Origin of the sequence: Microcoleus sp. PH2017_05_CCC_O_A (assembly GCF_020738785.1) — a bacterium.
Classification (GTDB): domain Bacteria; phylum Cyanobacteriota; class Cyanobacteriia; order Cyanobacteriales; family Microcoleaceae; genus Microcoleus.
Window position 1 is genome coordinate 1 of sequence record NZ_JAEQCB010000052.1, and the last position, 21,385, is coordinate 21,385.

Below are 21,385 nucleotides of genomic sequence, written 5' to 3' on the forward strand. Positions count from 1 at the left end.
GGGGTTGTCTCTTTCATGGGTCATTTTTTAACGTTATCTGCTTGCTATGTAAGCATTATAACCTATTTTTATCGTATTTTCTGTTTAAGTCCCGTTAATAAATTTTTGCAAAACCCGATTAAAGCGATTTCTCTGTTCTGCTGGCGGGAGATCTGGTAGGGGTGGTTGGGAACCAATAATTAGTTCTACTTCAGGAATAACTTCAACGATTACCCCTCCAGCTTCCCCTAATGACCCTTGTAACTTCTCTCGCCATTTGCTAATTTCTGCATCGCTTTCTGTTAGTAACTGCCGCACTAACGAACGAAATGCCTGAATTAAGGATGCGTAGGGAGTATCTCGTTGAAATTGGTCAAACTTACCAGCAATAAAATAACCGTGTTGGCGAGTCAGTGGCCTATATATCTCCTGGATTAATACTGTTTTTCCAATCCCAGAATATCCAGAAACCAGCATCATTTCACTGGTTCCTTGGCTGACTCGCTCGAAAGCAGCTAATAGGGCAGAAATTTCCCGCTCTCGCCCGTACAGTTTTTGGGGAATTTGAAATCGATCGGAAATCTCGTGCCGATCGATCGGGAAAGGGTCGATTTGCTCTTTAGTCTGCCACTGTCTGAGACATTCTTGTAAATCTGCCTCGATATTATATGCTGACAAGTAGCGTTCCTCAGCATTTTTGGCCATTAATTTCAACACGATAGTTGAAATAATTGGTGGAACTTCTGGTTTGAGTTCGTGCGGCGGGAGAGGTTGTTTGGCAATATGAGAGTGTACTAATTCCAAAACATCATTTGTAGGAAAGGGTAACTGTCCCGTTAGTAATTCATAAAAGGTTATCCCCAGCGAGTAAAAATCAGTGCGGTAATCGATCGATCGATTCATGCGACCTGTTTGTTCTGGCGAGATATAAGCTAGCGTTCCTTCTAACACGTTCGGGTTAAGAAAGGTTGGGTTTTCTCGCGACAGTGTTGTGGAAATTCCAAAATCAATTAGCTTCAGCTTACCTGTCTGCTGATTGAAAATAATATTTGATGGGTTAATATCTTTGTGGATAATATACTGCTGGTGAACCTGACCCAGAATGTCAACAATCTCAATGGCCAGATTGAGAAATTCAGCAATTGTAAATTGCTTCTTAGCGATTATCTGATTGAGGGATTCGCCGCCAAAATCTTCTAACTCAATTACCCAGTGATTTTCTAGGTTTTGGAATCTGTAAACATCTATGACGCCTGGTAAGTTAATGTTTTGGGTTATTTCATACTCTCGCTTAAACCAGGCAATTTTTTCAGGGGAAGGATAGGCTTGTTTGAGCATTTTTAGGATAACAGGCAGATTGTCTGCTTGCCGATATCCGCGATAGACTAAGGAGTTACTGCTCTCATGCAGTTTTTCAGTAATTTGGTAATTGTGCATAGTAAGGTTTTTATGATAAAAAACCGCAACAAGTGCGGTTTGAGATGGTCAAATATCAATCTACTTTCCCAAGTGTAGAAAATTATTAGTGGTTTGACTTCAAATCCACATTCTAGTCAGAGTCAGGTTCGGGGTCTGGCGGTGGAGAAGGAGGAAAAGGGTCTGGATCTGGCAAGGGATCGCGGCCGGGATCGACTAAAGTAATAGCAAACGGAACTCGTTCCTCTGCAAAGATTGCGGCAATTGTAGCATTTTCACCACTCATCATTGCGGTTTGTTCTGCTTCCGTTAAACCCACTTCGTCCATTAAGGAACTGGGGTTATTGATGAAAGCACTTTGTTTCTTGGGGTCAAGTGCTAAATCTGTTAATAAATCCAATAGGTTACTCATGGGATATTCTCCTAAATCTCTCAGGTCGCGAACAGTGAAGAACTAAACTAATCGTCATTAATTTTTTCAGTTGATTTTCTGGCAATTAAGGGTTTCATTAATTGGGTTCAGAAAATTTTAACACTATTCCATCATCGTGCAACTTTTTAAATATCTTTGCTCTGTCTTCATGTGAAAACACTGGAGTTTGATAAAGCCTTTCTGTAACGTAGTAAGGATTGATGAGGAATGCAAGCTCTAGATAAGCTGTTTCTGTACCAATATTACTTTTGTTTCCCAGAAGATGGCTTACTTCACAAAGAAAGAAAAGAATATAACTCCACATCTCTGTCAGCTCAAAGTTTTTCCATAGCCATAATTGTGCCTCTGTTTTTTTTACACCTAAATCAGGTTGTTTTATCACATCTTCTAAAACAAGCTTCTTTAATCTATGTCCCTCCTCAGCATGACTATTTATCAATTTCAACTGTTCTATACTAACTGACGGTTTTGGAACATTAATTTGATGTCGCAATAGCTTTTTACATTTTTGGCAAAACTCCACTTCTGTATCTTCAAAAAACTGCTCTAATTTTCTGTGAATATTTTTAATGTCATTTGGTTTTAATGACCCTCTTTCTTCCTTCTTTTGGTTAGCCTCAATTATGGTGAGAATTAGCTTAGCCATCAAGTCACCTGGACTAAGTATCAAAGCTTGTTGGAGAAAAGCGATCGCCCTAACGTAGTGTCTTTTTTTATCCTCTGGGTCTGATTGTTTCTTGGTCAAATAAAAAGACAAGAAAGCGTGTTCGTAAAGATTTACTCTGCCACTTTTTAAGAATGGAACGGGAGAAGAAGACTGTTGCATAATCTCCATATTCGGAGCTATTACAGCTTCAACTTCCACATCCCAGAATGAATTTTCGTAGTCTTGAGCCAATCTGTAAACTGTCGATCGCATACCCCATGCCCAAGCGTATGTAGGCATGAGTTCAATCGCTCTGTTAAGGCATTTCAAAGCGTCTTCTGCGTGTTGTTGTATCTTTTCTTTTCCGCAAGAATTCTCTGGATTAGGTTGCTGAGATATCGGCTCATTCAGGAATTGGCTGATACCCTTAGTTATATACAGGCGATGGGTTGCCCCCAAGTGAGCTAATGCCCACGCGTAGTTGCAGTCTTCTGGCGATCTAGCATCAAGCGCTTTTTGGAAATTATCTATAGCTAATTCAACATATTCTGGCCTTTTGTTATTTTCCGTAATTGCTCGAAGACGATAGGTTTCACCTAGCTGTGCATGAGCCCAGAAATACCTATCGTTTTTGTCGATCGCTTTCTTTAAATAATGTTCTGCTTTCCCATAATCCATCAAATGGTAATAGGTTGCTCCTAAGTGAGCATTAACCCAAGCATTGTCAGGATACATTTGGAGTTGTTCAAAGATCTCGATCGCCTGTTCGTAAGCCCCTGACAAGCGAAGAGTTTCTGCTTGTTGAGCCATCATCATATCGCTGATATCCATCTGCATAAAATTATCCTGAAAAGACACTTGATGTTTAATTACTTGAAATTTGTTTTCTCAAACACTTAACTTGCGAGCAATGCCAGAGTTTTCGGGTGATCCCGCCACTCCAACCAAGCCGGATCGTGGCCGACTAACTCAATGGCTTCATCATTAATCGGAATAGCTTCCTGCAAATACTGCCATGCTCGATCGCAGTTACCTTCCAAAATTTCTAAGCCGCAGAGGCGATACAGAATATTTCCCCGATCGCCAGTTTCCCATTGAGAAAGCAAAGCCGTTCGCGTTCGATCGATTTCGCTTTTTGCCGCCTCCAATCCCTGCCAGCGCGCCTTAGATATTGCGATACAGTACAAAGCTGTAGTATCGTCAGCAACCTCTAGCAACCTTTGTTCGCAACAGGCGATCGCCTCAGAATATTGGCCGTCATAGCAAAAGATTAATCCTTTCTCAATCAGCCAATTTTTCCCACCAAAAATGGTTTTGTCAAAGGCGACTGTTCGATCGAAATCAATCAGCGATTGCTTGTAGCACTTCATCAATTCATAGATGCGGCAGCGATAAGCCAGCGCCCAAACGTAATCCGATTGATGCTCGATCGCTCGATCCAGATCGGTCAGTGCCTTTGTGTAGTATGCTTCTCCCAGAAAGCGGTAAGTTACGCCTCGATGCGCGATCGCCCAAATATAATCCGGATTGAGTTCAATGGCGCGGTTGAAATCTGCTAGAGCCTCCTCATAGCGTTTCATCAGATAATAGGTTTCGCCTCGGTGCGCGATCGCCCAAGCACTGTCAGCCTGCAACTCGATCGATCGGTTGAAATCGTCTAAAGCTGCTTCAAAATGTCCCGTCAGCCGCTGGTTTTCACCACTATGAGCCAGAGCCTTAGCATCGTCAGGGTTTTGTTCTATATAAAGCGACCTTACCACATTTTTTCTCCTCTAACACATACACTTTTTGTCCAGCAGATAAAAAGTGTAGTTTTTACTACATTCTCTTGGCAAAATACCTTAAGTTTCTTTAACAAAAGACATACCCAACCGCGCCATCATTTCACTGTTTACAGGTGCTGGCGCTTGAGGCGGAACGTAAAGTGTCGAAACTAAAGTAACGCGAATTCCTGCCAGTTTAGACAGAGGAATATAACCGGATAATAAACTGCTGCTTCGTAAACAATTATTTCGTGTTCAGAACCATAGTATGTTTCTAACACTTCAGCTAACACCGTTAGGCCGCGCAGTTGGCTTTCTTCCCGATAAAAACCCAGATTGCCGATCGTCGCAATCTGCCACAAAATTAAAGCACTGGTTGGGTCAAATTTACGCTGCCGAATCAGAAAGTCAGTGGCTTCAAAACTTTGACATCCGTTGCGCCCTGGGTCAAGACCCAAGTCAGCAAACAAGCAATCTTCCGCTGAAATTCCCGGTAACATTTGCGCCCTAAAACCTTCACGACGCGCCTGTTTAATCGCTGCATGGGTGGGGTCAGCAAAAACGCCCGGATGACCGTAAAAAACAGCACACACATTCAATCCCTGACGAACTTCAGCCAAAATGCGATCGACCATCTCCCGATATGTCTCTCTGCGCCGCTGATTGTCGGTATTGTAAGGCAGGGCTTGGGCCGTGGCGTTGAGTGTATGCAGCCATTTTCCAGTAATCGGGTCAGCTACAGCGAACAAAACCTTGTCGGCTTGCTCGATCGACGCCTTTGCAGCTAAGGTCAGATGACCAACCAATTGAATCCCGGTACCAACAACAGTTAAAGAACCCGTTTTCAAACGCAACCTCCTCCAATGCTACTGAATCGATAGCCAAAATACTCCCAATACAACTGGCAACTCACCGCCGCCAGATTGCCTTGTAAATTTACCAACCCCATACCTTCCAACTTAGAGGCCTCCACTAAACCCAACTCTACAGGTATACTGCTTTTCACCACTCGCACAAAGGCTGCTAGCAATTCAGGCTCCTGTTGTAGGTTCCACAATTCTCGTTGTAAGCGATCGCTATAAATTCCCGCTGCAATACCAGAGGTTTGCAGCACTTGCTCGGGAGTCACATCTCCGAGCCCAATATGATAAAGAGCTAATCGTATTAAATAGGGATTTCCGTTTACCAAAGCCACCAGTTGTTTAGCATTTTCAGCAGACAAATCCAGTCCTTGCCGTTTGGCTAAATTCTGTACTTGCTCGCTATTAAATGGCGGCAGTTCGATCGGTAGCCCGACATTAAACGGCGATCTATTCGCACTCAGCGGAATATATATCTCAGCCGAGTGCACTACGACTAACCGCAGTTTTCGCCAAATTTCCCGATTCTTTGCTTCCTCGTGCCAACTTCGCAAAAGCCCGAAAAAGTCGCTCGCCAGGTTGGAATAGGGAAACAAGCGATCGATATCGTCTAAAGCTAAAACTATAGGCTTATCTGTTGCAGCCAGCAGATACTCCTCAAAATACATCTTGCAACTAAGCTGACTGCCAAAAAGTTCATCCCAATATTCCGCCATCTGATTTTCCAGTTGCAAACCCAAACCGACGTTGGCACAAAACCACCGCAAGAATTTATCTAAATCTAGGACGATTTCTCTATCTGCTAACTGAAAATTTATCGCAATCGTTTGATAGCCTTGCTCGGCAGCTTTCTCTAGAATCCTTGCCATGAGGGAGGTTTTCCCCATCCGCCTGGGAGCTTGGATGCGGATTAGCGCTCCCGGTTGCAAAATTGTCTTGTAACACTGAGATTCAATTGGCTGACGCTCCACATAAAAAGACGAATCCAGGGGAACTTGGCCTAATGGTAATTCCAACTCTATGTCTTTTTCTGGTTTGGGCGGGGTATGGGATGCTTTAACCCCGTCACTCTGAGGAAACACCCTGGCATAATCACTGGGCTCCAGAATCAGACTAAAAGCGCTGAAGCACCTTTTTAGCGTGTTGCGATCGACACCAGCTTCGCGAGTGTATATTTTCATCACAGTATTCACAGCTAACCGCGTGCGATCGCTTATTTGTTCCAAAGTATACCGATTCCCGCTATTTTGCTCGAATTCTGCCTTTGTTTTGGCTGCCTCTAATTTCTCTAATCCTTGTAGGGTAAGGATTACACCGCGTTGGCGCTTATCTTTTTCTTTGTGTTGAGCTTGTAACAATATCATGTGATGATGATTGATTTCCCAAGATTATAAAAATTTTATCAAGTTAAGCAACTTAGCAGTTAGATAGAAAAACTTACAAATGCGCCAAACCCTAGCTCCGGGGGAGTTTGGTTAATTGCCGATCGCAAATCTTAAGTTGCGATCTTAAATAGCTAAATTTGAGTGGTGCGATCGGTCTCGGCAGTGCAAAATGATACTGTCTGGCTAGCCAATATTATTGGTAAGCCTGAATTAAACTGCGATCGGGTAAAGCAGCTAAAACTGCTACTAGATCCGGCCTATGAAAATTTAGCGTGTAGTTTTACCGAATATTTAGGGTGCTTTACTAAACCCTGGTGTTAAGCAGCTTTGATGGAACGATCGCGGTGGTGACGACTAACCGCATACTCAAAGAACACTTGAAGCTTACAACCAGAATAATTGTGACTCATCGCTCTGTCTTTCCTCAGTAGAAAGGCTCTGATTGTCCTGGGCAAAAACTGTCAGGCAGTTGAATTATTGCGAAGCTTTTACTAACTTTAGGTATTAGAAATGACATCCTGTTCTCAATCATTTACGATTTCAAAGCAGCGCGATTGCTCGTTAGATCTAATCACAACTTTTTGGCAGCAATGGCAACAGTATCGAAACTCTCTTTACCGTTGCTGTATCAAGTGGATGGGTGGGAACTTTATTGATGCTGAAGATGCACTTAGTCGGGCGATGCTGAAAGCTTGGGAAAAGGTGCAAAAGTATGCAGCGGGCGAAATTGCTAATTTTAAGGCTTGGTTGACAAAACTGACTCATAACCTCTGCATAGATATTTATAGAGAACGCAGTCGGGGTGCGAATCGAGTTGAGGATATAGAAGCGATTCCACAGAAACAAGGACTGGTTTCCTTTGAGCATACGCCAGAAATGGCATTGGAGGCCCACGAGCAAAAGATTGTGATTCGCCGTGCAATTGATAACTTATCGATTAGGCTGCGCGAGACGTTTATCCTGCACTTTTATGGGGAACTTTCTCATCAAGAGATTGCCCAACAGCAAGAGATTTCCTACCAGAATGTCTGCAAGCGGATTTCCCAGGCGCGGAAGATTTTGCGAGAGGTATTGAGGGGATATTTTATCGGAGAGGAGAGGGCGGATACGGATAAATCTGTTCCACCGACAGCAACGGAATCGGCAATTGGGGAAATGTCCCAAGGGAATGCAGCAGTTGAAGCGATCGCAGGTGAGACGGTAGTTTCAGTTGCAGTGCAGAAAGTGGAGACTGTGGTGAGTGAGGAATTAATTGAGGTAGTGCGATCGCAGCAGCAGTCGAAGTCGGATTCTGTTGTAGCGACTGCTGACGGGAGGCTATACCAAATCCGGGTTAAAAACCCCTTGATTTTTGAAGATGGGGAGAGGGCGAGATCGGGGAATGGGGAGAAATTAGCTCGCGAACTAAAAAAGAGGGTGAGTAACCCGGATTTAGTATTATACCAATTTAATTTTATCGGCAAACAGATAGTAGGAGCATTCCCCCCGTGGCTGAATTGTTTAGGAGGCATCAGGCGGGGCAAATTACTGGAGAATTTGTGCGATCGTCCCTCTCTCCTCCTGTGTAATGTATTTCATATTTTCACTCCCTTGTCAAGAGTCTCTCAGGAATCAAGATTAGGCTTCGTTTCTTTTGAGTCAAAATTCAGAAACTGATTAGTGTCATCGTCCTTAAGGTATAGAAATGGATACGCAATCAGAGCTTTGGATAGCGACTATGAACTGCGAAAAATTCAACAAATTGCACTGTTCTATTTTGCCAGTATCCCGGCTATACCCCTTATCGCCTTTTGCCGGAGGCATTGTATCATTTATGCACCGGTTAATAGTGCCGGGAAAATTAGATTCTTTAAGTCAGATAGCTGAGTATGTCCTCGTAGCAGCAGCCGAGGCAGCTCTAGATCAAAAAGCATCTTACGGGCTGTACCTAGCAGTCGATGAAATTGCCATAAATATCATCATTCACGGTTATGAAGAATCTGGTAGAGAAGGGGATTTGGAGTTGCGTGCCGAAATTAGCGATCGCAACTTGACAATAATGATTGAGGATACAGCAGTCACCTACGATCCCCTCGATCGAGCGCTACCTGACGATTTGGATAAACACCCGCACGAAAAAAAGATTGGAGGACTCGGAGTTTATTTAGCTATTCAAAATGTAGATGAATTTGCTTACGAGTGGCTAGAAAATCGCAATCGCAATATATTTACTGTCCATCGTACAAGTCACAGTTAGGACAAGATCTCCAGAGGATGCCACCGACATAATTTAAAACTAGGGAAAGTCTACTGCTTGTTGAGCTAGCTATCTATCAAAATAGCAGTAAAACTGTGGGTTATTACCTGAAACAGAGACATTACTTTGCTAGCTGTACGACGAAAATTTCCCAGCACATCCTAATTAAATTAGTCCTGGACGCACCCCGACCTTCATAACCGGGTTTTTTACCGCGAGCGAACAACCCGCCAGAAAAATAAGGGTTTTCAGCTTTGATAAAATTCAAAACCATCCAACAACAGAAACCTGCGGGAATCCGCTGCGGTTGGAGCAGTAATGAGCCTTTATCAAAAACCCTGCCAATTGAACACACAAATTATCTAATTACCAGCATTATGACCATTCCTAACTACAACGAGACCACCTATCTGCAAGAAAATCCAGAAGTGGCAAAAGCCGTAGCTTCTGGCCTTATTCCCAACGGGTTTGAGCATTGGGTAAAGTTTGGTTTTACTGAAAAAAGAAAGCCACAAATTTCATTCAACGAGCAATTTTATCTAGATGCTAACCCCGAGGTAGCAGCAGCAGTTGCCAAGGGTAGTTTATCAAGCGGATTTGAACATTATGCGCGGTTTGGAGCGGCTGAAGGTCGAAAACCAGTTGCCAGTACCACACCCACAGGCCCTAAACTTCAAGAAATCTTAAAGCGCGGGTTTGTGCGGGTTGCAGTTAACGACGATGCGATCGGATTTAGCAAGCGGGAATCCGACGGTTCATTTAGTGGGATTGGCATTGATTTTAGTCGCGCCTTAGCCACCGCTTTGTTCGATAACCCGAAAGCAGTAGAATTCGTAGTCGTCGAGGCGGGCAAAGACTTTAACAGCGTAGCCAGTGGCGCAGTCGATATTGCCGCCACTTTGCCCACTCAATCTATGCTCCGCGATGGCAGTTTAGGAGTAGATTTTTCGCCTACGGTTTTCTTCGACACTCAAGCGGTATTGGTGCGCGGTAATAGTGGAATTAGTTCTGTTAAGCAGTTACCAGGAACAACCATCGGCGTATTAGCAGGAACGCGCTCTCAGCAAAATTTAATAGATGTCGCCAAACGTGCCGGAATCGCCCTCAACATCCAAACTTTTCCTTCTCAAGATACCTTATTTGCTGCCTACGATGCGGGGAAATTGGGCGCTGTTTCCATTAATCGCGGGGTGCTGAGCAATCGCATTCCCACCTTATCCAATCCGGGAAATCAAGTCATCCTGGATGAAGCCATTTCTAAAGAGCCTTTAGCACTCGTCGTGCCGGAAAATCAGTCTGAATGGGCTGATGTGGTGCGCTGGGTGGTCAGCGCTCCCATCCAAGCCGAATTCTTTGGTATTAACTCCCAGAATGTGAATGAATTTCTTAATAAAAATTCCGCCACCAAGAGCTTCTTAGGCGTGGAAGGAAAGTTAGGAGAATCCCTGGGACTCAAAAATGATTTTGCGTTGAAAGTTATCAAACAAATTGGTAATTACGAAGAAATTTACAATCGCAATTTCAATCCCAAAGTGCTGCCGCGCGGGCTCAATGAGCTAATGTTTGTCAAGCCTGGGGGACTGCTTTATTATCTACCCTTTTCGGGGACTGACCAATTAACCGTGCCCTTGGTAAATAACGACAACCGCAACGTTTTACAGGAAGTGTTAGACCGGGGTTTCGTGCGTGTCGGGGTGAGAAATGACGCGCCAGGAGTTGGTTTTGCTGACTCCAAGGGCAACTTCAGCGGATTTGATGTGGATTTTGGTCGGGCACTAGCAGCTTCCCTATTTGGCAACCCCAACGCAGTGGAATTCGTGATTCAGAAAACTGGTCCTCAGCGCTTCAGCGATGTCGCCAATGGCATCGTTGATGTAACTAGCCGCAATGCCAGCCACAACCTCAAGCGGGATGCTTTGCTGGGGGTAGATTTTGCCCCCATTAATAGTTACGATGCTCAATTTGTGGTAACACCAACCGCCAGCGGAATTACCTCTTTTGAACAGCTTGCCGGTCGCCGAATTGGCGTGAGTGCAAATACCAATTCTGAGGTAACTCTGCGAGAAAAGCTGAAAGCTGCGGGCATTAATGCGGAAGTCGTAGCCTTAAATAGCTTGGAGGCCCTATTCGATCGTTATATCAAGGGCGAATTGGATGCGCTCACCGGCAATGGGAATCTGATTATCTCTAGTCTTCTCACCTTACCCCCCGACCAGCGAGACAAACATCAGCCATTTCCCGATGTTTTGGGAGAGGAGCCTTTAGCAATGGTGGTGGACGAGAATCAATCCCAGTGGAAGGATGTGGTAACAGGCGTTACTTATTCTGTTTATGAAGCGTTAGAGCTGGGTTTAACTTCTGAAAATGTGCGCCAGCAAATCAATAGTTCCGATCCAGTTGTCCGCCGCTTTTTGGGAGTGGAAGGAACTGTGGGTGAAAGTCTGGGTTTGTCGAATAATTTCGCTTTGAATGCGATTTCCGCAGTGGGGAACTATCAGGAGATGACCGATCGCAACTTCCCAGGTTTTAGTGTTAACCCTTTGCTAGTGCCTTATACCGAGGGCGGTGTCCTTTTCTCGGTTCCTTTTGCTTGATTTTGCTGAGTCGGGGTGATTGATGAATCACCCTGACAACAATCAACCTTGAATATTCGCTAACGACACTGAATCGAATCTTTAGTCGGATAAATACTCGGATCGCACAGAGCGAGATGTTTTCGGGATTGGGGTGCAACGAAAAAAGGAATAGAGGAATGTTCCTTCACATCTATCTTTCACCACTTTTAAAATCATGTCAAATTCTCAATCCGTTATTGCAGCAGACATTTGGGGTTGCCCAGAAGATATGGAGAAAGCATTTTGGCAGCTATGGGAACAGAATCGAGATTATCTTTACCGTTGCTGTGTCAAGTGGATGGGGGGGAATCCTACTGATGCCGAAGAGGTGCTCAGTCGCGCCATGCTTAAAGCTTGGGATAAATTGCCAAACCATGCCGAAAAAATCACCAACCTCCGAGCTTGGCTGATTCGCTTAACCCATAATCTATGTATAGATATACACCGAGAACGCCGCCGGAAAGCAATGCAGATGGAGGATATTGAAGAATTAGCTGCTACAGGAAATTCAGCAGTTATTTCTGGTTTAAACTCTCCTGAAGAGGCACTTCTGCATCATGAGTTGGGACAGTACATTCGCCGCGCTATTAATACTCTTCCTTCTCGATTACGCAATCCGTTTATCCTGCGTTACTGCCACCAAATTGCCTATCAAGATATTGCCCAAAAACTTGCTCTCTCGCTAGATAACGTTTACAAGCGCATCCAACAGGCGCGAGAGATTCTGCAAAAGCGTTTGAGCAGGTATTTGTCAGGGTTGGATGATGCTCTGTTAGATTCCTCCGAGTCTTCTCAAAAGGGGGAAGTTGCCCCGATCGCAGATGAATTTACTGTAGGGGTAGCGCAAGAGTGCCTACCCCGTCAAGATTTTGGGGCGGGGGGATTGCCCCTACAATCCGATGAAACGATCGCCCCACCCGCGATCGCCCCCATCCCTCAGAACATTGGCGAGACAATTAATTATCAGGTAACAGCAATATGTCTAGAAACACTACACTCCGGGTGGTATCGCTCACTCAGTCCTCTGGGGTGGAGTTAAATGCTTACCTGGTTGCAGACTCCAAGCCAACCCGACAAGAGCAGAAGCTGAAAACATTAAGTGAGTACGTGCAGCAGTTTCCCTCTGGGTGGAAGAAACGGTTGGAATTGGCGAATCTGCTGTCTGAAATGGGTCAGATCGAGCAGGCGGTTGAGGAATATCGCCAAGTAATCGATCGGCAGCAACCACCATCGATCGGCGTCCGCTTGCAATTGGCAAAACTCTTGCAGCTTATGGGACAAGAGGTTGAGGCAGCAGCGGTTTATGAAAGTGCCTCGGCGAATGCGCGCAATGAGGCGACTCGACAGCATATCAGCGGATCGATCGCACTCTGTAGAGGTGATACTCAGGCAGGGATACTCGCTTTTGAGTCGGCGGCTTCCCTTGAACCTCACAATGCAGCTCACTGGCTGGCGTTGGCCCAGGTGCAGGTGGGGAGAGGCGATGCGGTTGCAGCTTTGCGAGCCTTTGATGCCGTTTTGTCACTGCACCCAGAGGATATTGTCGCGTCGATCGGCAGCTATGACGCTCTGGTGGCGGTGGGGAACGTGCGCCAAGCGCAGCAGCGGTTGAGCAAAGCGCTAGAGGTGGCTCCGGGTGATTTTGGGGTACTCAAACGACTGGCGGATACTCGTTGCCGGATGAGATTGGTATCGGGTGAGGAGGGGAAGCAGACTAAAAAGACGATCGCTTCTGTGCTGCAACTGGCTCCTGATGCGGCGGACGGTCATGAGTTGCTGGCATATTATCACCTTTTCCGGGGGGAGTCGGCTAACGGGGTTGCGGTGTTGGAAGGTTTTACCGAGGAACACCCGAATCATCCGAGGGGTTGGTATTCCTACGGGCGTTACTTGTTCCACACGGGGGAATATCAGAGGGCGGCGGCGGCGATGCTGAAAGCTTATCGTCTGTATCCCCTGGATTGTGAAATTTATCGGGCGTTGTGCGAGATTTTGCCCGCTGCGAGGATGACTTCTTCCCCAGCCTCTCTCGATCGCCCCCAGCCCACAGCGCAGTTTCATTCTCACCAAAAACGTGAATTTTGTAGGGGTAGTGCCCCCGTGCCTACCCCCGACCCAGACGATTCGATCGGCAGGTCAGACCAAGAGGGCCGGCACGGGGGCACGGCCCCTACGGAAAATCAAACAGCCCTGGGGGATTTAGGGCGATCGAACCGTGAAGTAACCCTGACATCAATAGTAGAAGAGATGCTCGATCGTTTTCCCGATCGCTGGAGTGTTTGGACGACGGCGGGGCGGGTGTTGGTGGAAAGTTTTCAGGAGATCGATCGGGGGTGTGCTGTCTCTGCGAAGGGGACGCAACTTGAGCCGCAGTTACCTGATGCTTGGTTTGCTCACGGGCGGGTGTTGGCATTGGCTCTCAAACACCGGGCGGCGGTGGAGGCTTTGGCGCAAGGATGGGAGTTGTTACCAGAAGAGGGGGGTTATCTGCAATCTGTATCTGCTGCGGTGTGGCTGGGGGAGAGTTATGGAGTGTTGGGGGATGAGGTGGCGAGCCGGAAATGCTTGGAAAAGGCTTGTCAGTTTGCTCAGGAATTGATGGAGTTTGACCCGGCTATGGCTGGTTACTGGCGAGGGAGGGCGTTGTTGGGCTTGGGGGATGTGAGGGAGGCTGTGGAGGCCTATCGAAGTGCGCTGAGTCGGCGGTTGCTCTACCCTTTTCGCGGTGAGGTTGAGGAGGCTGTGAAACGGTTGAAAGGTAAGAGGCGAAAGGGCGATCGTGCTAAAGCGTAGATCCTTGACTTCTTAGGGAAGTCGGGGATCTGAACCTCTGAGAGTGCATTAAGTTAGGAAAAAACAGCCTCTAACTCGAAAAATTCAGAAATTGACCTCTGGAATCGTCTTATAAGTGTAGAGACAAAAATACAATTTCGTCTCCACTAATCTCGAACAAGATTGAGGATAAAAACTCAATCAAAAACAACAAGTGAAACTAGCAAAAAGGAGAAAAATAATGCGGTTCGGTAGACCATTCTAGAAACAAAAATTAATTGCGATTTCAATTTCATCAGTAATTGAACATCAGTAATTGAAAAAAGATGTAGGGTAGGCACTGCCGTCAGCGCCTACCCTACATCTTTTGTTGCTGACCTCAACTTAATGACACAATCTGGTGCAATGGGGGAAATTATAGTTCTCGTATTTGAGGTGGGTTTCATGGGGTGCATTGAGTTAGGGAAAAACAGCGGCTAACTCGAAAAATTCAGAAATTGGCTTTGGGATTCGTCTTATAGGTGTAAAAGTTAAACATAGCCAGTTAACTACTCCACGAATATAGACAACCCAAAAACAAAGAATACGAGGCGACTATGAAGATCAAGCTCCAAAACCAAGACAACAATATGGCAGTTGACATTACTACTGCCACACCGCTCTATGCTGTCAACGTACAATCAGTAATTACTACCAACACAACACCAAACCCGAGATACGCACCCAAAGCTCAGGTGTACATTTTAAACAATAATAATTCTCCACAATTTGCGGGGACAGTTACGACTGCCGTCGGCCCAAACAAATACAACGTAATGATAACCGCAGCATTACCGTAAAGCTTGAGAATGTAAAGCGCTCGCTATTCTTTCTATTTGAAAGGAGGCGAGCGCTTTTTGATTGAATAGACAAAAGGATGCAATTAAAAATTGTAGACCATAAAAAAGCCCCTAACTCAAAAAATTCAGAAATTGGCTTTGGGAATCGTCTTAATAATAGAACACCAGCAATGGTTTACTTACAAAATTCACTCAGGAGAACTTATGCCAGTTGAAGTAACAATTCCAGTCAAAGAGCTCGATCTGCAAAAAACCACTGATATCCTTACAGAAGCTCTGGGAGATATAACGAAAGGTCTTAGCGAAGCACTGAGCCGAAATGATTTCACCTTCGTAATTCGTAACAATACAGAGTGGAAACTAAAACGCACTGGGGCTGTTAACAATTCTTCTTCTTGGCCGTTCGAGGATATTGAACCCAACATGATAGATATCAAACTAATGTCAGCCAAAAGCTTTTCATTTGCTGCAAAATACGCTTTGCCGCACCGTGAAATTGTAATCGGTGCATCGTATCCATTGATAGGTTATAAGAAGATAGCTATGGAATGGAGTGCGGATGCGAAAATAACCTGGGACAATATGGATGATGGCATGGATAAGTCCGCTGACAGCAATCGCGCTTACATAACTGAGGCAAAGGGCAAGTTGATCTGGATTTTTGAAATTAATGGGTAACAGGTACAATTCAAAGTTTTTTAGGTTTTGTCAAGAGCATATATAAAGCTCTTAAAAAATCTGAAAAACTGGTTCATCTTTCATCAATCTGAGTTTAAACAAGAGCGGACAACCGTATAACTCAGTGTCAAGCCTTGTCTTATGGAGAAAGACAAGGCTTGATACAAAGTAAAAATATCTGCCGATTAGCACAGACACTTCGATTAATTTTCATTATTATTACCGATGTCTTTTAGTGCGTGATCTGGTATCCCTCACTCAGAAATATATCAATTAAGCAAAGATCCGACTTTTCCGACTTTACGATCCGACTTTTCCGACTGACAGGAGCGAGGTAGGGGAGCCATGATAGAGACATGGAAAGGATGCCGCTTCAAAAAAAGAGCAACAGAATCCAATCCAAACCTGGATAAATGCTACGTCAAAGTATAAATCGTGCCTGTAAACAAACTCCCATAACTCATGGAACTGATTTGGTTCTTTAAAACCCTCAACAAATACATTGCCTCCTACAAAGGGCAATTCATTTTACTCTTTATCTGCCTGATATTCGACGCAGCCTTTGATTCAGTCTTCCGAGCCAGCTTAAAATTTATCATCGATGCCGCCATCGTTCCCCAAAACTATAGTCTTCTGGTTCTAATCCTGTCATTGCTAGTTGTCGGAGCAATTCTATATGCTTGCATCGGCTTGCTAGGAATTTTCCTCGGAGCGCGTTTGGGCATTTTAATCACTAACAATATCCGATACTCTCTATTCGAGCATCTCCAAAGCCTTTCAATGGAGTTTTTTGGGCGACGTTCAGCCGGGGATATTGTCAATTGTCTGATCGCCGATGTCCAAAAGGTGGAAAATGGCGTAATTACAATGGGGCTGACAGTCGTTGTTTTAGAACTGTCTAACTTCCTATTTTCTATGGTTTTCCTCTTCCTCCTCAACTGGCAATTAGCCCTGCTCAGTTTAATCGGTTTAACTATCTGTACCATTGCTCCAGCAAAAATTGCCAGCCTTGCCACCGAAGTCGGCTATAAGTTGCTGCAAAAAGAAGGACAGATTGCCAGCGTTATCGAAGAGAATATCCTCTCGCAAACCGTTGTCAAGATATTCGGGCTGGAGAACCAAATGACTGAGGATTTTTCCACCGATTTGAATGACTTAAAACAGGTTTATGTCCGGGCAACCTTTCTCTCCTACTTAGTGCAGAAAGTCCCCATGATTGGTTTTGTCATGACGCAGTTGGTGGTTTTAAGTATTGGTGCAGTCATGACCTACAGGAATACAATTTCTGTAGGAACTCTTACCTCATTTCAAGTTTTAATGCTAGGATTGAATCTCAATATCCTCGGCTTAACTTCGTCAATACCGGCATTTATTGATGGAGTGGCAGGGCTGCAACGCATCAGCGATATCTTATCAGAAACTCCGGCGATTCAGGATGCACCGGGTGCGATTGATTTACCTCACTTTTACAGCGATCTTTACTTTGACGATGTTACCTTTAGCTATTCCCAAGATAGAGGTGGAGTTAAAAATCTCTCCCTGAAGATTCGCCAAGGAGACTTTGTGGTATTTGTCGGTCAAAGTGGAGCAGGCAAAAGTACAATTGTCAACTTGCTAACGCGATTTTACGATCCAGATAAAGGACGCATTCTGTTTGATGGCATTGATTTACGTCATGCCACAGTACGCTCCCTCCGTTCTCAAATTGCACTGGTTTCTCAGGATGTAATTCTGTTTAATTGCTCGGTGCGAGAAAACATCCGCATGGGCTATCTACAAGCCACTGACGAACAAGTCGAAGCCGCAGCCAAAGCCACCGAGATTCACGAATTTATTTTGTCCTTACCCCAAGGCTACGACACACCTGTTGGTGACAGGGGCGGACAGTTATCAGGGGGACAACGCCAAAGAATCGCCCTGGCGAGAGCGTTGGTAAGAAATCCAGCAATTCTGATTCTGGATGAAGCCACATCAGCCCTCGACCCCGCCACGGAAGCCAAAATCCTCACCACCATCGAGCGCATTACCAAAGAACGCACGGTGATTTTCATCACCCACCGCATGGCTAATGCCTTGCGTGCGGATGTCACGTATGTGATGGAAAACGGCAGCTTGGTGGTGAGTGATTGACACGCAGATTTAACTTGTACTGAACATTTTGGAGTTGAAAATTATGACCGATACAAATGATTACAAATGGCTAATCCCCTCTTCTCATGGCCTTGGCTCGAAATCACTTGAAGAAGAGAAAGAAATCTGGGATAAACACCACGAAGATTATACCAACAACGCTTTCAGTATCACCCAAGACCCCAAAATCTGCAAAAACTTAATCCGTCCAGAGCGTTCTCCCGGCTATGATATTCCCAACTCGCCTGACATCAAAGTCCTAATTCCCGGTTGTGGCTCGGAAATTTATCTTCAGAAAACCTTACTAGAATTTTGCCCCCAAATTGGACAAATCTACTGTACCGATTTTTCCAAAACAGCGATTGAAAAAGCACGCACAGATTGGGAAAAAGCAGATGGAGATGCCCGACTCAACAACCAGCAAATTGTGTTTGAGGAAGTAGACTCCACGCGAATCATCGAACAAAAACCGGAGTGGAACGATAAATTTGATTGCGTCCTCCTCGCAAATTCTGTGGTTTCCAGTGAGGATAAAACCAACCGCCAGATGATTCGGGAATTTGGTAAAGTTCTCAAGCCCGGTGGCAAGATATACGGATATTTTCCAACTACCTTATGCTTCTTGGAAATTGCCTATTTTAGTCGCAAACACGCTCACTGCGTTACAGAAGGATTTATCGATGTCTACGGCAATAAAGTTTGGGATGCTGAGTGGCAAGATCCCCAGATTTATTACACTCCCTTGCGTTTGAATCGCATCTTTAAAGAAGCGGGATTAAAACAACTTTGTTTGCAGATGGAGATTTTGGACTATGAGCCTTTTGTTTCGATGTTTAAAGAGATGATCCAGCATGACGATCCGGATATTTTTCTCTGGCATCTTCTAGTTCGTTATGAAAAGTCCTAAACGCACTTGGGCGAAGCATCGAGGGAGATGCTTCGTTTCACTCAGCATGATACATAGGCTGTGGGTAATTAGGGACACTCCAAGAGCCTTTCGGAGTGTCAACTTAACATCAAATTTATTGTCGTCATACAAATTAGGTACGTAGTTGCGATGAAAGCGCTCTTTATAATATTAGGAAAGAGCGCTGAAGCGCAACTACGTACCTTTAATTAACCCTGTCTAGCCCCCCGGATAGTCGGGGGGGACAGGAGTTGTCTCAAAGTCCCCGCAACGATGCGGGGGATGCGAGGGGGATCTGGACTCAGGTAAAAACGAGATTTATCAAGGCTTTCAGGCTTAAGTTTTCACCAATAGGCACGGTACCGTCTTCCTACTGAAAAAAAACCGCCGACAAGACTGTCAGCGGTGAGTAGTTGTTGAGGTTAAACTCTAGAATATTGCAATTAACAGAGGTGAGAACTTCGATCGCGCTTTTGAAGAGATTTGAAGAGAGATCCGCCTAGGCGGCAGCGCGATCGCAAATTCCCGCATTTCAAGCTATACCCTCCACCAATAAAGTAATCTTGTCAATTCCTACCACATAAACCAGTTCCCCGGGTTTAAAAGTTATGCCTTTATCGCACTTAGCGGGCCACCAACTACATTGAAAGCGGACGCGGCCGCATTCACCCGGTCGAATTTCTTCTGCAACGATTGCTTCTTCAAAATAGTCAAAAAACATGATTGCTACTCCTAAAAATTGGTTGGAATTGTTTTGAAGGCGAACAGTTTCCGAGGTATTTACCAATTAATAAACCATTCATCAATCTCCCAATCCCCAAATCCTCCAATCTAAAATCTAAAATCCAAAATCTAAAATCGGAAGATGCTTTGCAATTACCCTTCAACAATCAGAGTCACATTGTCAATGGCGATGACTCGAACCGCTTCTCCGGGTTTAAAAGTAATTTCTTGGTCAGATGTTGCAGGCCACCAACTGCTTTGGAAACGGACGCGACCAGATTCTCCCGGACGAATTTCTTCTTCGACGATCGCTTTTTGGTCTGGGGCGATATCTTTTGGCGCTAGATGAGTATGGACTGTTTCTGCATCGCCGACAGCGGGTTTTTCCTCACCGACCGCCGTCTCTTCTGCTACATCGGTGCTGGACTTTTCCGCACCGGAGACGGCTGATTTTGCTTGATTAACACTGCCTACTTTTTCCTCATCAGCGAAGGCTAAGATTCCTTCTTCTTCAATAAAGCTTGCTTCTTCGACATAGTTAGTAGACATGGTGGATGGCTCCTGAAGATAGGTTATGTTTGACTTTTGGATGCGAAAAGCTCGCGCTTTTTAAGTTTGATTAAATGGTCAGATTTCTTATCCCAACAATTGCAAGCGGGAAGTTAAATTCTGCCTTCTACAAACCGATACAAATCCTCAACTTGAGTCTGGCAGATCCCCTGATTTTAGACTGACTTTCAAACTCTCAGATTTAATGAGAGTGTAAATCTAAAATCTAAAATCTAAAATCTAAAATCAACTGACTACTCCCCACCTCAGAGTTTTCCCGAACTAAGCTTCAACTATTAGAGTAATGTTTTCAAGTCTCAGGACTCGAACCACAGCACCGGGTTTCAAAGTTATTTGTAGATCGTCGCACTTCGCAGGCCACCAACTGTTTTGGAAGCTGACGCGACCGGGCTGATTGGGTCGAATTTCTTCATCTACGATCGCTTTTTCCAAATAGCTAACAGTCATATTTTTGGCTCCCAATTTCCAATTTTTCGTAACCTTCAAAGGCGATAAACTTATAACCAGACTCGGTAAATCCTTAATTCCCAACTACGCTTCAACGATCAGAGTCACGTTCTCAAGTGCCAGGACACGAACCACAGCACCGGGTTTCAAAGTTATTTGTAGATCGTCGCACTTCGCAGGCCACCAAGTGCTCTGGAATCGGACGCGACCGGACTCGCCTGGACGGATTTCTTCTTCTACGACGGCTTTTTTCAAATGGTTGAGACTCATAACTTTAGGACTCCTGAGTGCAGATTCGTCGGATTCTTGAGAGGTAAAAACTTGTAGGACTCGATTCACTGGCTCGATCGGCAGCTAGGCTGCCACAATCAGAGTAATGTTGTCAATTCCGATGACGCGAACCACGTCACCCGGTTGAAAAGTCATCTCTTGCTCGCATTTTGCAGGCCACCAACTGTTTTGGAAGCGCACGCGGCCGGACTCTTGAGGGCGAATTGCTTCATCGACGATCGCTTTTTCGGAATTGTCAAAAGTCATGATTGCTGGCTCCTGATTATAAGTTTGGCTGAAGTTTGAGATGCGAAAAACTGATTGCTCGACTCGTTACCAATTTCCAGGTAGAGGTCGCCCTCTTGCTGTCAACTGTCAACTGTCAACTGTCAACTGTCAAAGCTAGGCTGTGACAATCAGGGTAATGTTGTCAATTCCCACAACTCGAACCACATCCCCGGGGTGAAAAGTTATGTCTCGATCGCATTTTGCAGGCCACCAAGTGCTTTGAAAGCGCACCCGGCCGCATTCTTGAGGGCGAATTGCTTCATCGACGATCGCCTTTTCATCAGTGTTAATAGACATAGCTGCTGGCTCCTGAATGTAAGTTCGACTTGATTGGTGCGGATGTCAGAAGCTTGTCGGTCAACTTCCCCTCCACACTCAACAGTCTCGCAGGTCAACCATGGCTGTGTCAGTCGGCAAAAGTCCTTATA

At 45.1% G+C, this 21,385-nt stretch carries 20 protein-coding genes and 1 pseudogene; 9 read left to right on the forward strand and 12 right to left on the reverse strand.

Annotated elements, in window-relative coordinates; genetic code table 11:
- Nucleotides 1–96: 96 nt before the first annotated feature.
- The 6 genes and pseudogenes from JGK20_RS13810 to JGK20_RS13835 form a co-directional block, all read right to left on the reverse strand.
- Nucleotides 97–1,416 (reverse strand): annotated as a pseudogene (locus tag JGK20_RS13810) (AAA family ATPase); the annotation flags it as partial.
- Between the two features lie 112 nt (nt 1,417–1,528).
- Nucleotides 1,529–1,807, reverse strand: a complete 279-nt coding sequence (locus JGK20_RS13815) for a hypothetical protein (protein WP_293230870.1) — start codon at nt 1,805–1,807, stop codon at nt 1,529–1,531.
- 97 nt (nt 1,808–1,904) lie between these two features.
- The gene (locus tag JGK20_RS13820) at nt 1,905–3,305 is read right to left on the reverse strand and encodes a tetratricopeptide repeat protein (protein WP_293230872.1); all 1,401 of its coding nucleotides are present in this window, start codon (nt 3,303–3,305) and stop codon (nt 1,905–1,907) included.
- A gap of 65 nt (nt 3,306–3,370) precedes the next feature.
- Nucleotides 3,371–4,234 (reverse strand): tetratricopeptide repeat protein, encoded by an 864-nt coding sequence (locus tag JGK20_RS13825; RefSeq protein ID WP_293230875.1) that lies wholly within the window; start codon nt 4,232–4,234, stop codon nt 3,371–3,373.
- 173 nt (nt 4,235–4,407) lie between these two features.
- The gene (locus tag JGK20_RS13830; RefSeq protein ID WP_293230878.1) at nt 4,408–5,085 is read right to left on the reverse strand and encodes an SAM-dependent methyltransferase; all 678 of its coding nucleotides are present in this window, start codon (nt 5,083–5,085) and stop codon (nt 4,408–4,410) included.
- Nucleotides 5,082–6,461, reverse strand: a complete 1,380-nt coding sequence (locus JGK20_RS13835; protein ID WP_293230881.1) for an AAA-like domain-containing protein — start codon at nt 6,459–6,461, stop codon at nt 5,082–5,084. The genes JGK20_RS13830 and JGK20_RS13835 overlap by 4 nt, the downstream gene beginning before the upstream one ends.
- A 531-nt stretch (nt 6,462–6,992) precedes the next feature.
- Between JGK20_RS13835 and JGK20_RS13840 the strand changes: the two genes are divergently transcribed.
- From JGK20_RS13840 to JGK20_RS13880, 9 genes are all read left to right on the forward strand, one after another.
- Complete coding sequence (locus JGK20_RS13840) at nt 6,993–8,138, forward strand: sigma-70 family RNA polymerase sigma factor (RefSeq protein WP_293230884.1); 1,146 nt, start codon at nt 6,993–6,995, stop codon at nt 8,136–8,138.
- A gap of 157 nt (nt 8,139–8,295) precedes the next feature.
- Nucleotides 8,296–8,718, forward strand: coding sequence for an ATP-binding protein (locus JGK20_RS13845; protein ID WP_293230887.1), 423 nt, complete (start codon nt 8,296–8,298; stop codon nt 8,716–8,718).
- A gap of 254 nt (nt 8,719–8,972) precedes the next feature.
- The gene (locus JGK20_RS13850) at nt 8,973–11,312 is read left to right on the forward strand and encodes an amino acid ABC transporter substrate-binding protein (protein WP_293230890.1); all 2,340 of its coding nucleotides are present in this window, start codon (nt 8,973–8,975) and stop codon (nt 11,310–11,312) included.
- 196 nt (nt 11,313–11,508) lie between these two features.
- The gene (locus JGK20_RS13855; protein WP_293218860.1) at nt 11,509–12,372 is read left to right on the forward strand and encodes an RNA polymerase sigma factor; all 864 of its coding nucleotides are present in this window, start codon (nt 11,509–11,511) and stop codon (nt 12,370–12,372) included.
- On the forward strand, nt 12,312–14,126 hold the full coding sequence (locus tag JGK20_RS13860) for a tetratricopeptide repeat protein (protein WP_293230893.1): 1,815 nt from the start codon (nt 12,312–12,314) through the stop codon (nt 14,124–14,126). The genes JGK20_RS13855 and JGK20_RS13860 overlap by 61 nt, the downstream gene beginning before the upstream one ends.
- A 575-nt stretch (nt 14,127–14,701) precedes the next feature.
- A complete protein-coding gene (locus JGK20_RS13865; RefSeq protein ID WP_293230895.1) occupies nt 14,702–14,944 on the forward strand; it encodes a hypothetical protein in 243 nt (80 codons plus the stop codon).
- A gap of 204 nt (nt 14,945–15,148) precedes the next feature.
- The gene (locus JGK20_RS13870; protein ID WP_293230898.1) at nt 15,149–15,622 is read left to right on the forward strand and encodes a hypothetical protein; all 474 of its coding nucleotides are present in this window, start codon (nt 15,149–15,151) and stop codon (nt 15,620–15,622) included.
- A gap of 462 nt (nt 15,623–16,084) precedes the next feature.
- Nucleotides 16,085–17,752 carry an ABC transporter ATP-binding protein gene (locus JGK20_RS13875; RefSeq protein WP_293230901.1) on the forward strand — a complete coding sequence of 556 codons (1,668 nt, stop codon included), beginning with the start codon at nt 16,085–16,087 and terminating at the stop codon, nt 17,750–17,752.
- A gap of 43 nt (nt 17,753–17,795) precedes the next feature.
- Nucleotides 17,796–18,659: a class I SAM-dependent methyltransferase gene (locus tag JGK20_RS13880; RefSeq protein WP_293190058.1), complete on the forward strand. Its 864-nt coding sequence runs from the start codon at nt 17,796–17,798 to the stop codon at nt 18,657–18,659.
- Nucleotides 18,660–19,191: 532 nt separating this feature from the next.
- Here JGK20_RS13880 and JGK20_RS13885 read toward each other — a convergent pair.
- The 6 genes from JGK20_RS13885 to JGK20_RS13910 all read right to left on the reverse strand — a co-directional run bounded on the left by JGK20_RS13885 (nt 19,192) and on the right by JGK20_RS13910 (nt 21,254).
- A complete protein-coding gene (locus JGK20_RS13885) occupies nt 19,192–19,380 on the reverse strand; it encodes an NfeD family protein (protein ID WP_293176837.1) in 189 nt (62 codons plus the stop codon).
- Between the two features lie 155 nt (nt 19,381–19,535).
- Nucleotides 19,536–19,931: an NfeD family protein gene (locus JGK20_RS13890; RefSeq protein WP_293190056.1), complete on the reverse strand. Its 396-nt coding sequence runs from the start codon at nt 19,929–19,931 to the stop codon at nt 19,536–19,538.
- A 282-nt stretch (nt 19,932–20,213) separates the two neighbouring features.
- Entirely contained in the window at nt 20,214–20,399 is a 186-nt protein-coding gene (locus JGK20_RS13895; RefSeq protein ID WP_293176841.1) for an NfeD family protein, read from the reverse strand.
- Nucleotides 20,400–20,483: 84 nt separating this feature from the next.
- The gene (locus tag JGK20_RS13900; RefSeq protein WP_293190054.1) at nt 20,484–20,738 is read right to left on the reverse strand and encodes an NfeD family protein; all 255 of its coding nucleotides are present in this window, start codon (nt 20,736–20,738) and stop codon (nt 20,484–20,486) included.
- A gap of 15 nt (nt 20,739–20,753) precedes the next feature.
- The gene (locus JGK20_RS13905) at nt 20,754–20,936 is read right to left on the reverse strand and encodes an NfeD family protein (protein ID WP_293144766.1); all 183 of its coding nucleotides are present in this window, start codon (nt 20,934–20,936) and stop codon (nt 20,754–20,756) included.
- Between the two features lie 135 nt (nt 20,937–21,071).
- Complete coding sequence (locus JGK20_RS13910; RefSeq protein ID WP_293176845.1) at nt 21,072–21,254, reverse strand: NfeD family protein; 183 nt, start codon at nt 21,252–21,254, stop codon at nt 21,072–21,074.
- Nucleotides 21,255–21,385 lie beyond the last annotated feature (131 nt).

Bases quoted from the DNA above. Each gene is read 5' to 3' on its own strand.
- JGK20_RS13815 (WP_293230870.1), bottom strand. From the start codon at position 1,807: ATGAGTAACCTATTGGATTTATTAACAGATTTAGCACTTGACCCCAAG.
- JGK20_RS13820 (WP_293230872.1), bottom strand. From the start codon at position 3,305: ATGGATATCAGCGATATGATGATGGCTCAACAAGCAGAAACTCTTCGC.
- JGK20_RS13835 (WP_293230881.1), bottom strand. From the start codon at position 6,461: ATGATATTGTTACAAGCTCAACACAAAGAAAAAGATAAGCGCCAACGC.
- JGK20_RS13840 (WP_293230884.1), top strand. From the start codon at position 6,993: ATGACATCCTGTTCTCAATCATTTACGATTTCAAAGCAGCGCGATTGC.
- JGK20_RS13845 (WP_293230887.1), top strand. From the start codon at position 8,296: ATGCACCGGTTAATAGTGCCGGGAAAATTAGATTCTTTAAGTCAGATA.
- JGK20_RS13855 (WP_293218860.1), top strand. From the start codon at position 11,509: ATGTCAAATTCTCAATCCGTTATTGCAGCAGACATTTGGGGTTGCCCA.
- JGK20_RS13860 (WP_293230893.1), top strand. From the start codon at position 12,312: ATGTCTAGAAACACTACACTCCGGGTGGTATCGCTCACTCAGTCCTCT.
- JGK20_RS13865 (WP_293230895.1), top strand. From the start codon at position 14,702: ATGAAGATCAAGCTCCAAAACCAAGACAACAATATGGCAGTTGACATT.
- JGK20_RS13870 (WP_293230898.1), top strand. From the start codon at position 15,149: ATGCCAGTTGAAGTAACAATTCCAGTCAAAGAGCTCGATCTGCAAAAA.
- JGK20_RS13875 (WP_293230901.1), top strand. From the start codon at position 16,085: ATGGAACTGATTTGGTTCTTTAAAACCCTCAACAAATACATTGCCTCC.
- JGK20_RS13880 (WP_293190058.1), top strand. From the start codon at position 17,796: ATGACCGATACAAATGATTACAAATGGCTAATCCCCTCTTCTCATGGC.
- JGK20_RS13885 (WP_293176837.1), bottom strand. From the start codon at position 19,380: ATGTTTTTTGACTATTTTGAAGAAGCAATCGTTGCAGAAGAAATTCGA.
- JGK20_RS13890 (WP_293190056.1), bottom strand. From the start codon at position 19,931: ATGTCTACTAACTATGTCGAAGAAGCAAGCTTTATTGAAGAAGAAGGA.
- JGK20_RS13895 (WP_293176841.1), bottom strand. From the start codon at position 20,399: ATGACTGTTAGCTATTTGGAAAAAGCGATCGTAGATGAAGAAATTCGA.
- JGK20_RS13905 (WP_293144766.1), bottom strand. From the start codon at position 20,936: ATGACTTTTGACAATTCCGAAAAAGCGATCGTCGATGAAGCAATTCGC.
- JGK20_RS13910 (WP_293176845.1), bottom strand. From the start codon at position 21,254: ATGTCTATTAACACTGATGAAAAGGCGATCGTCGATGAAGCAATTCGC.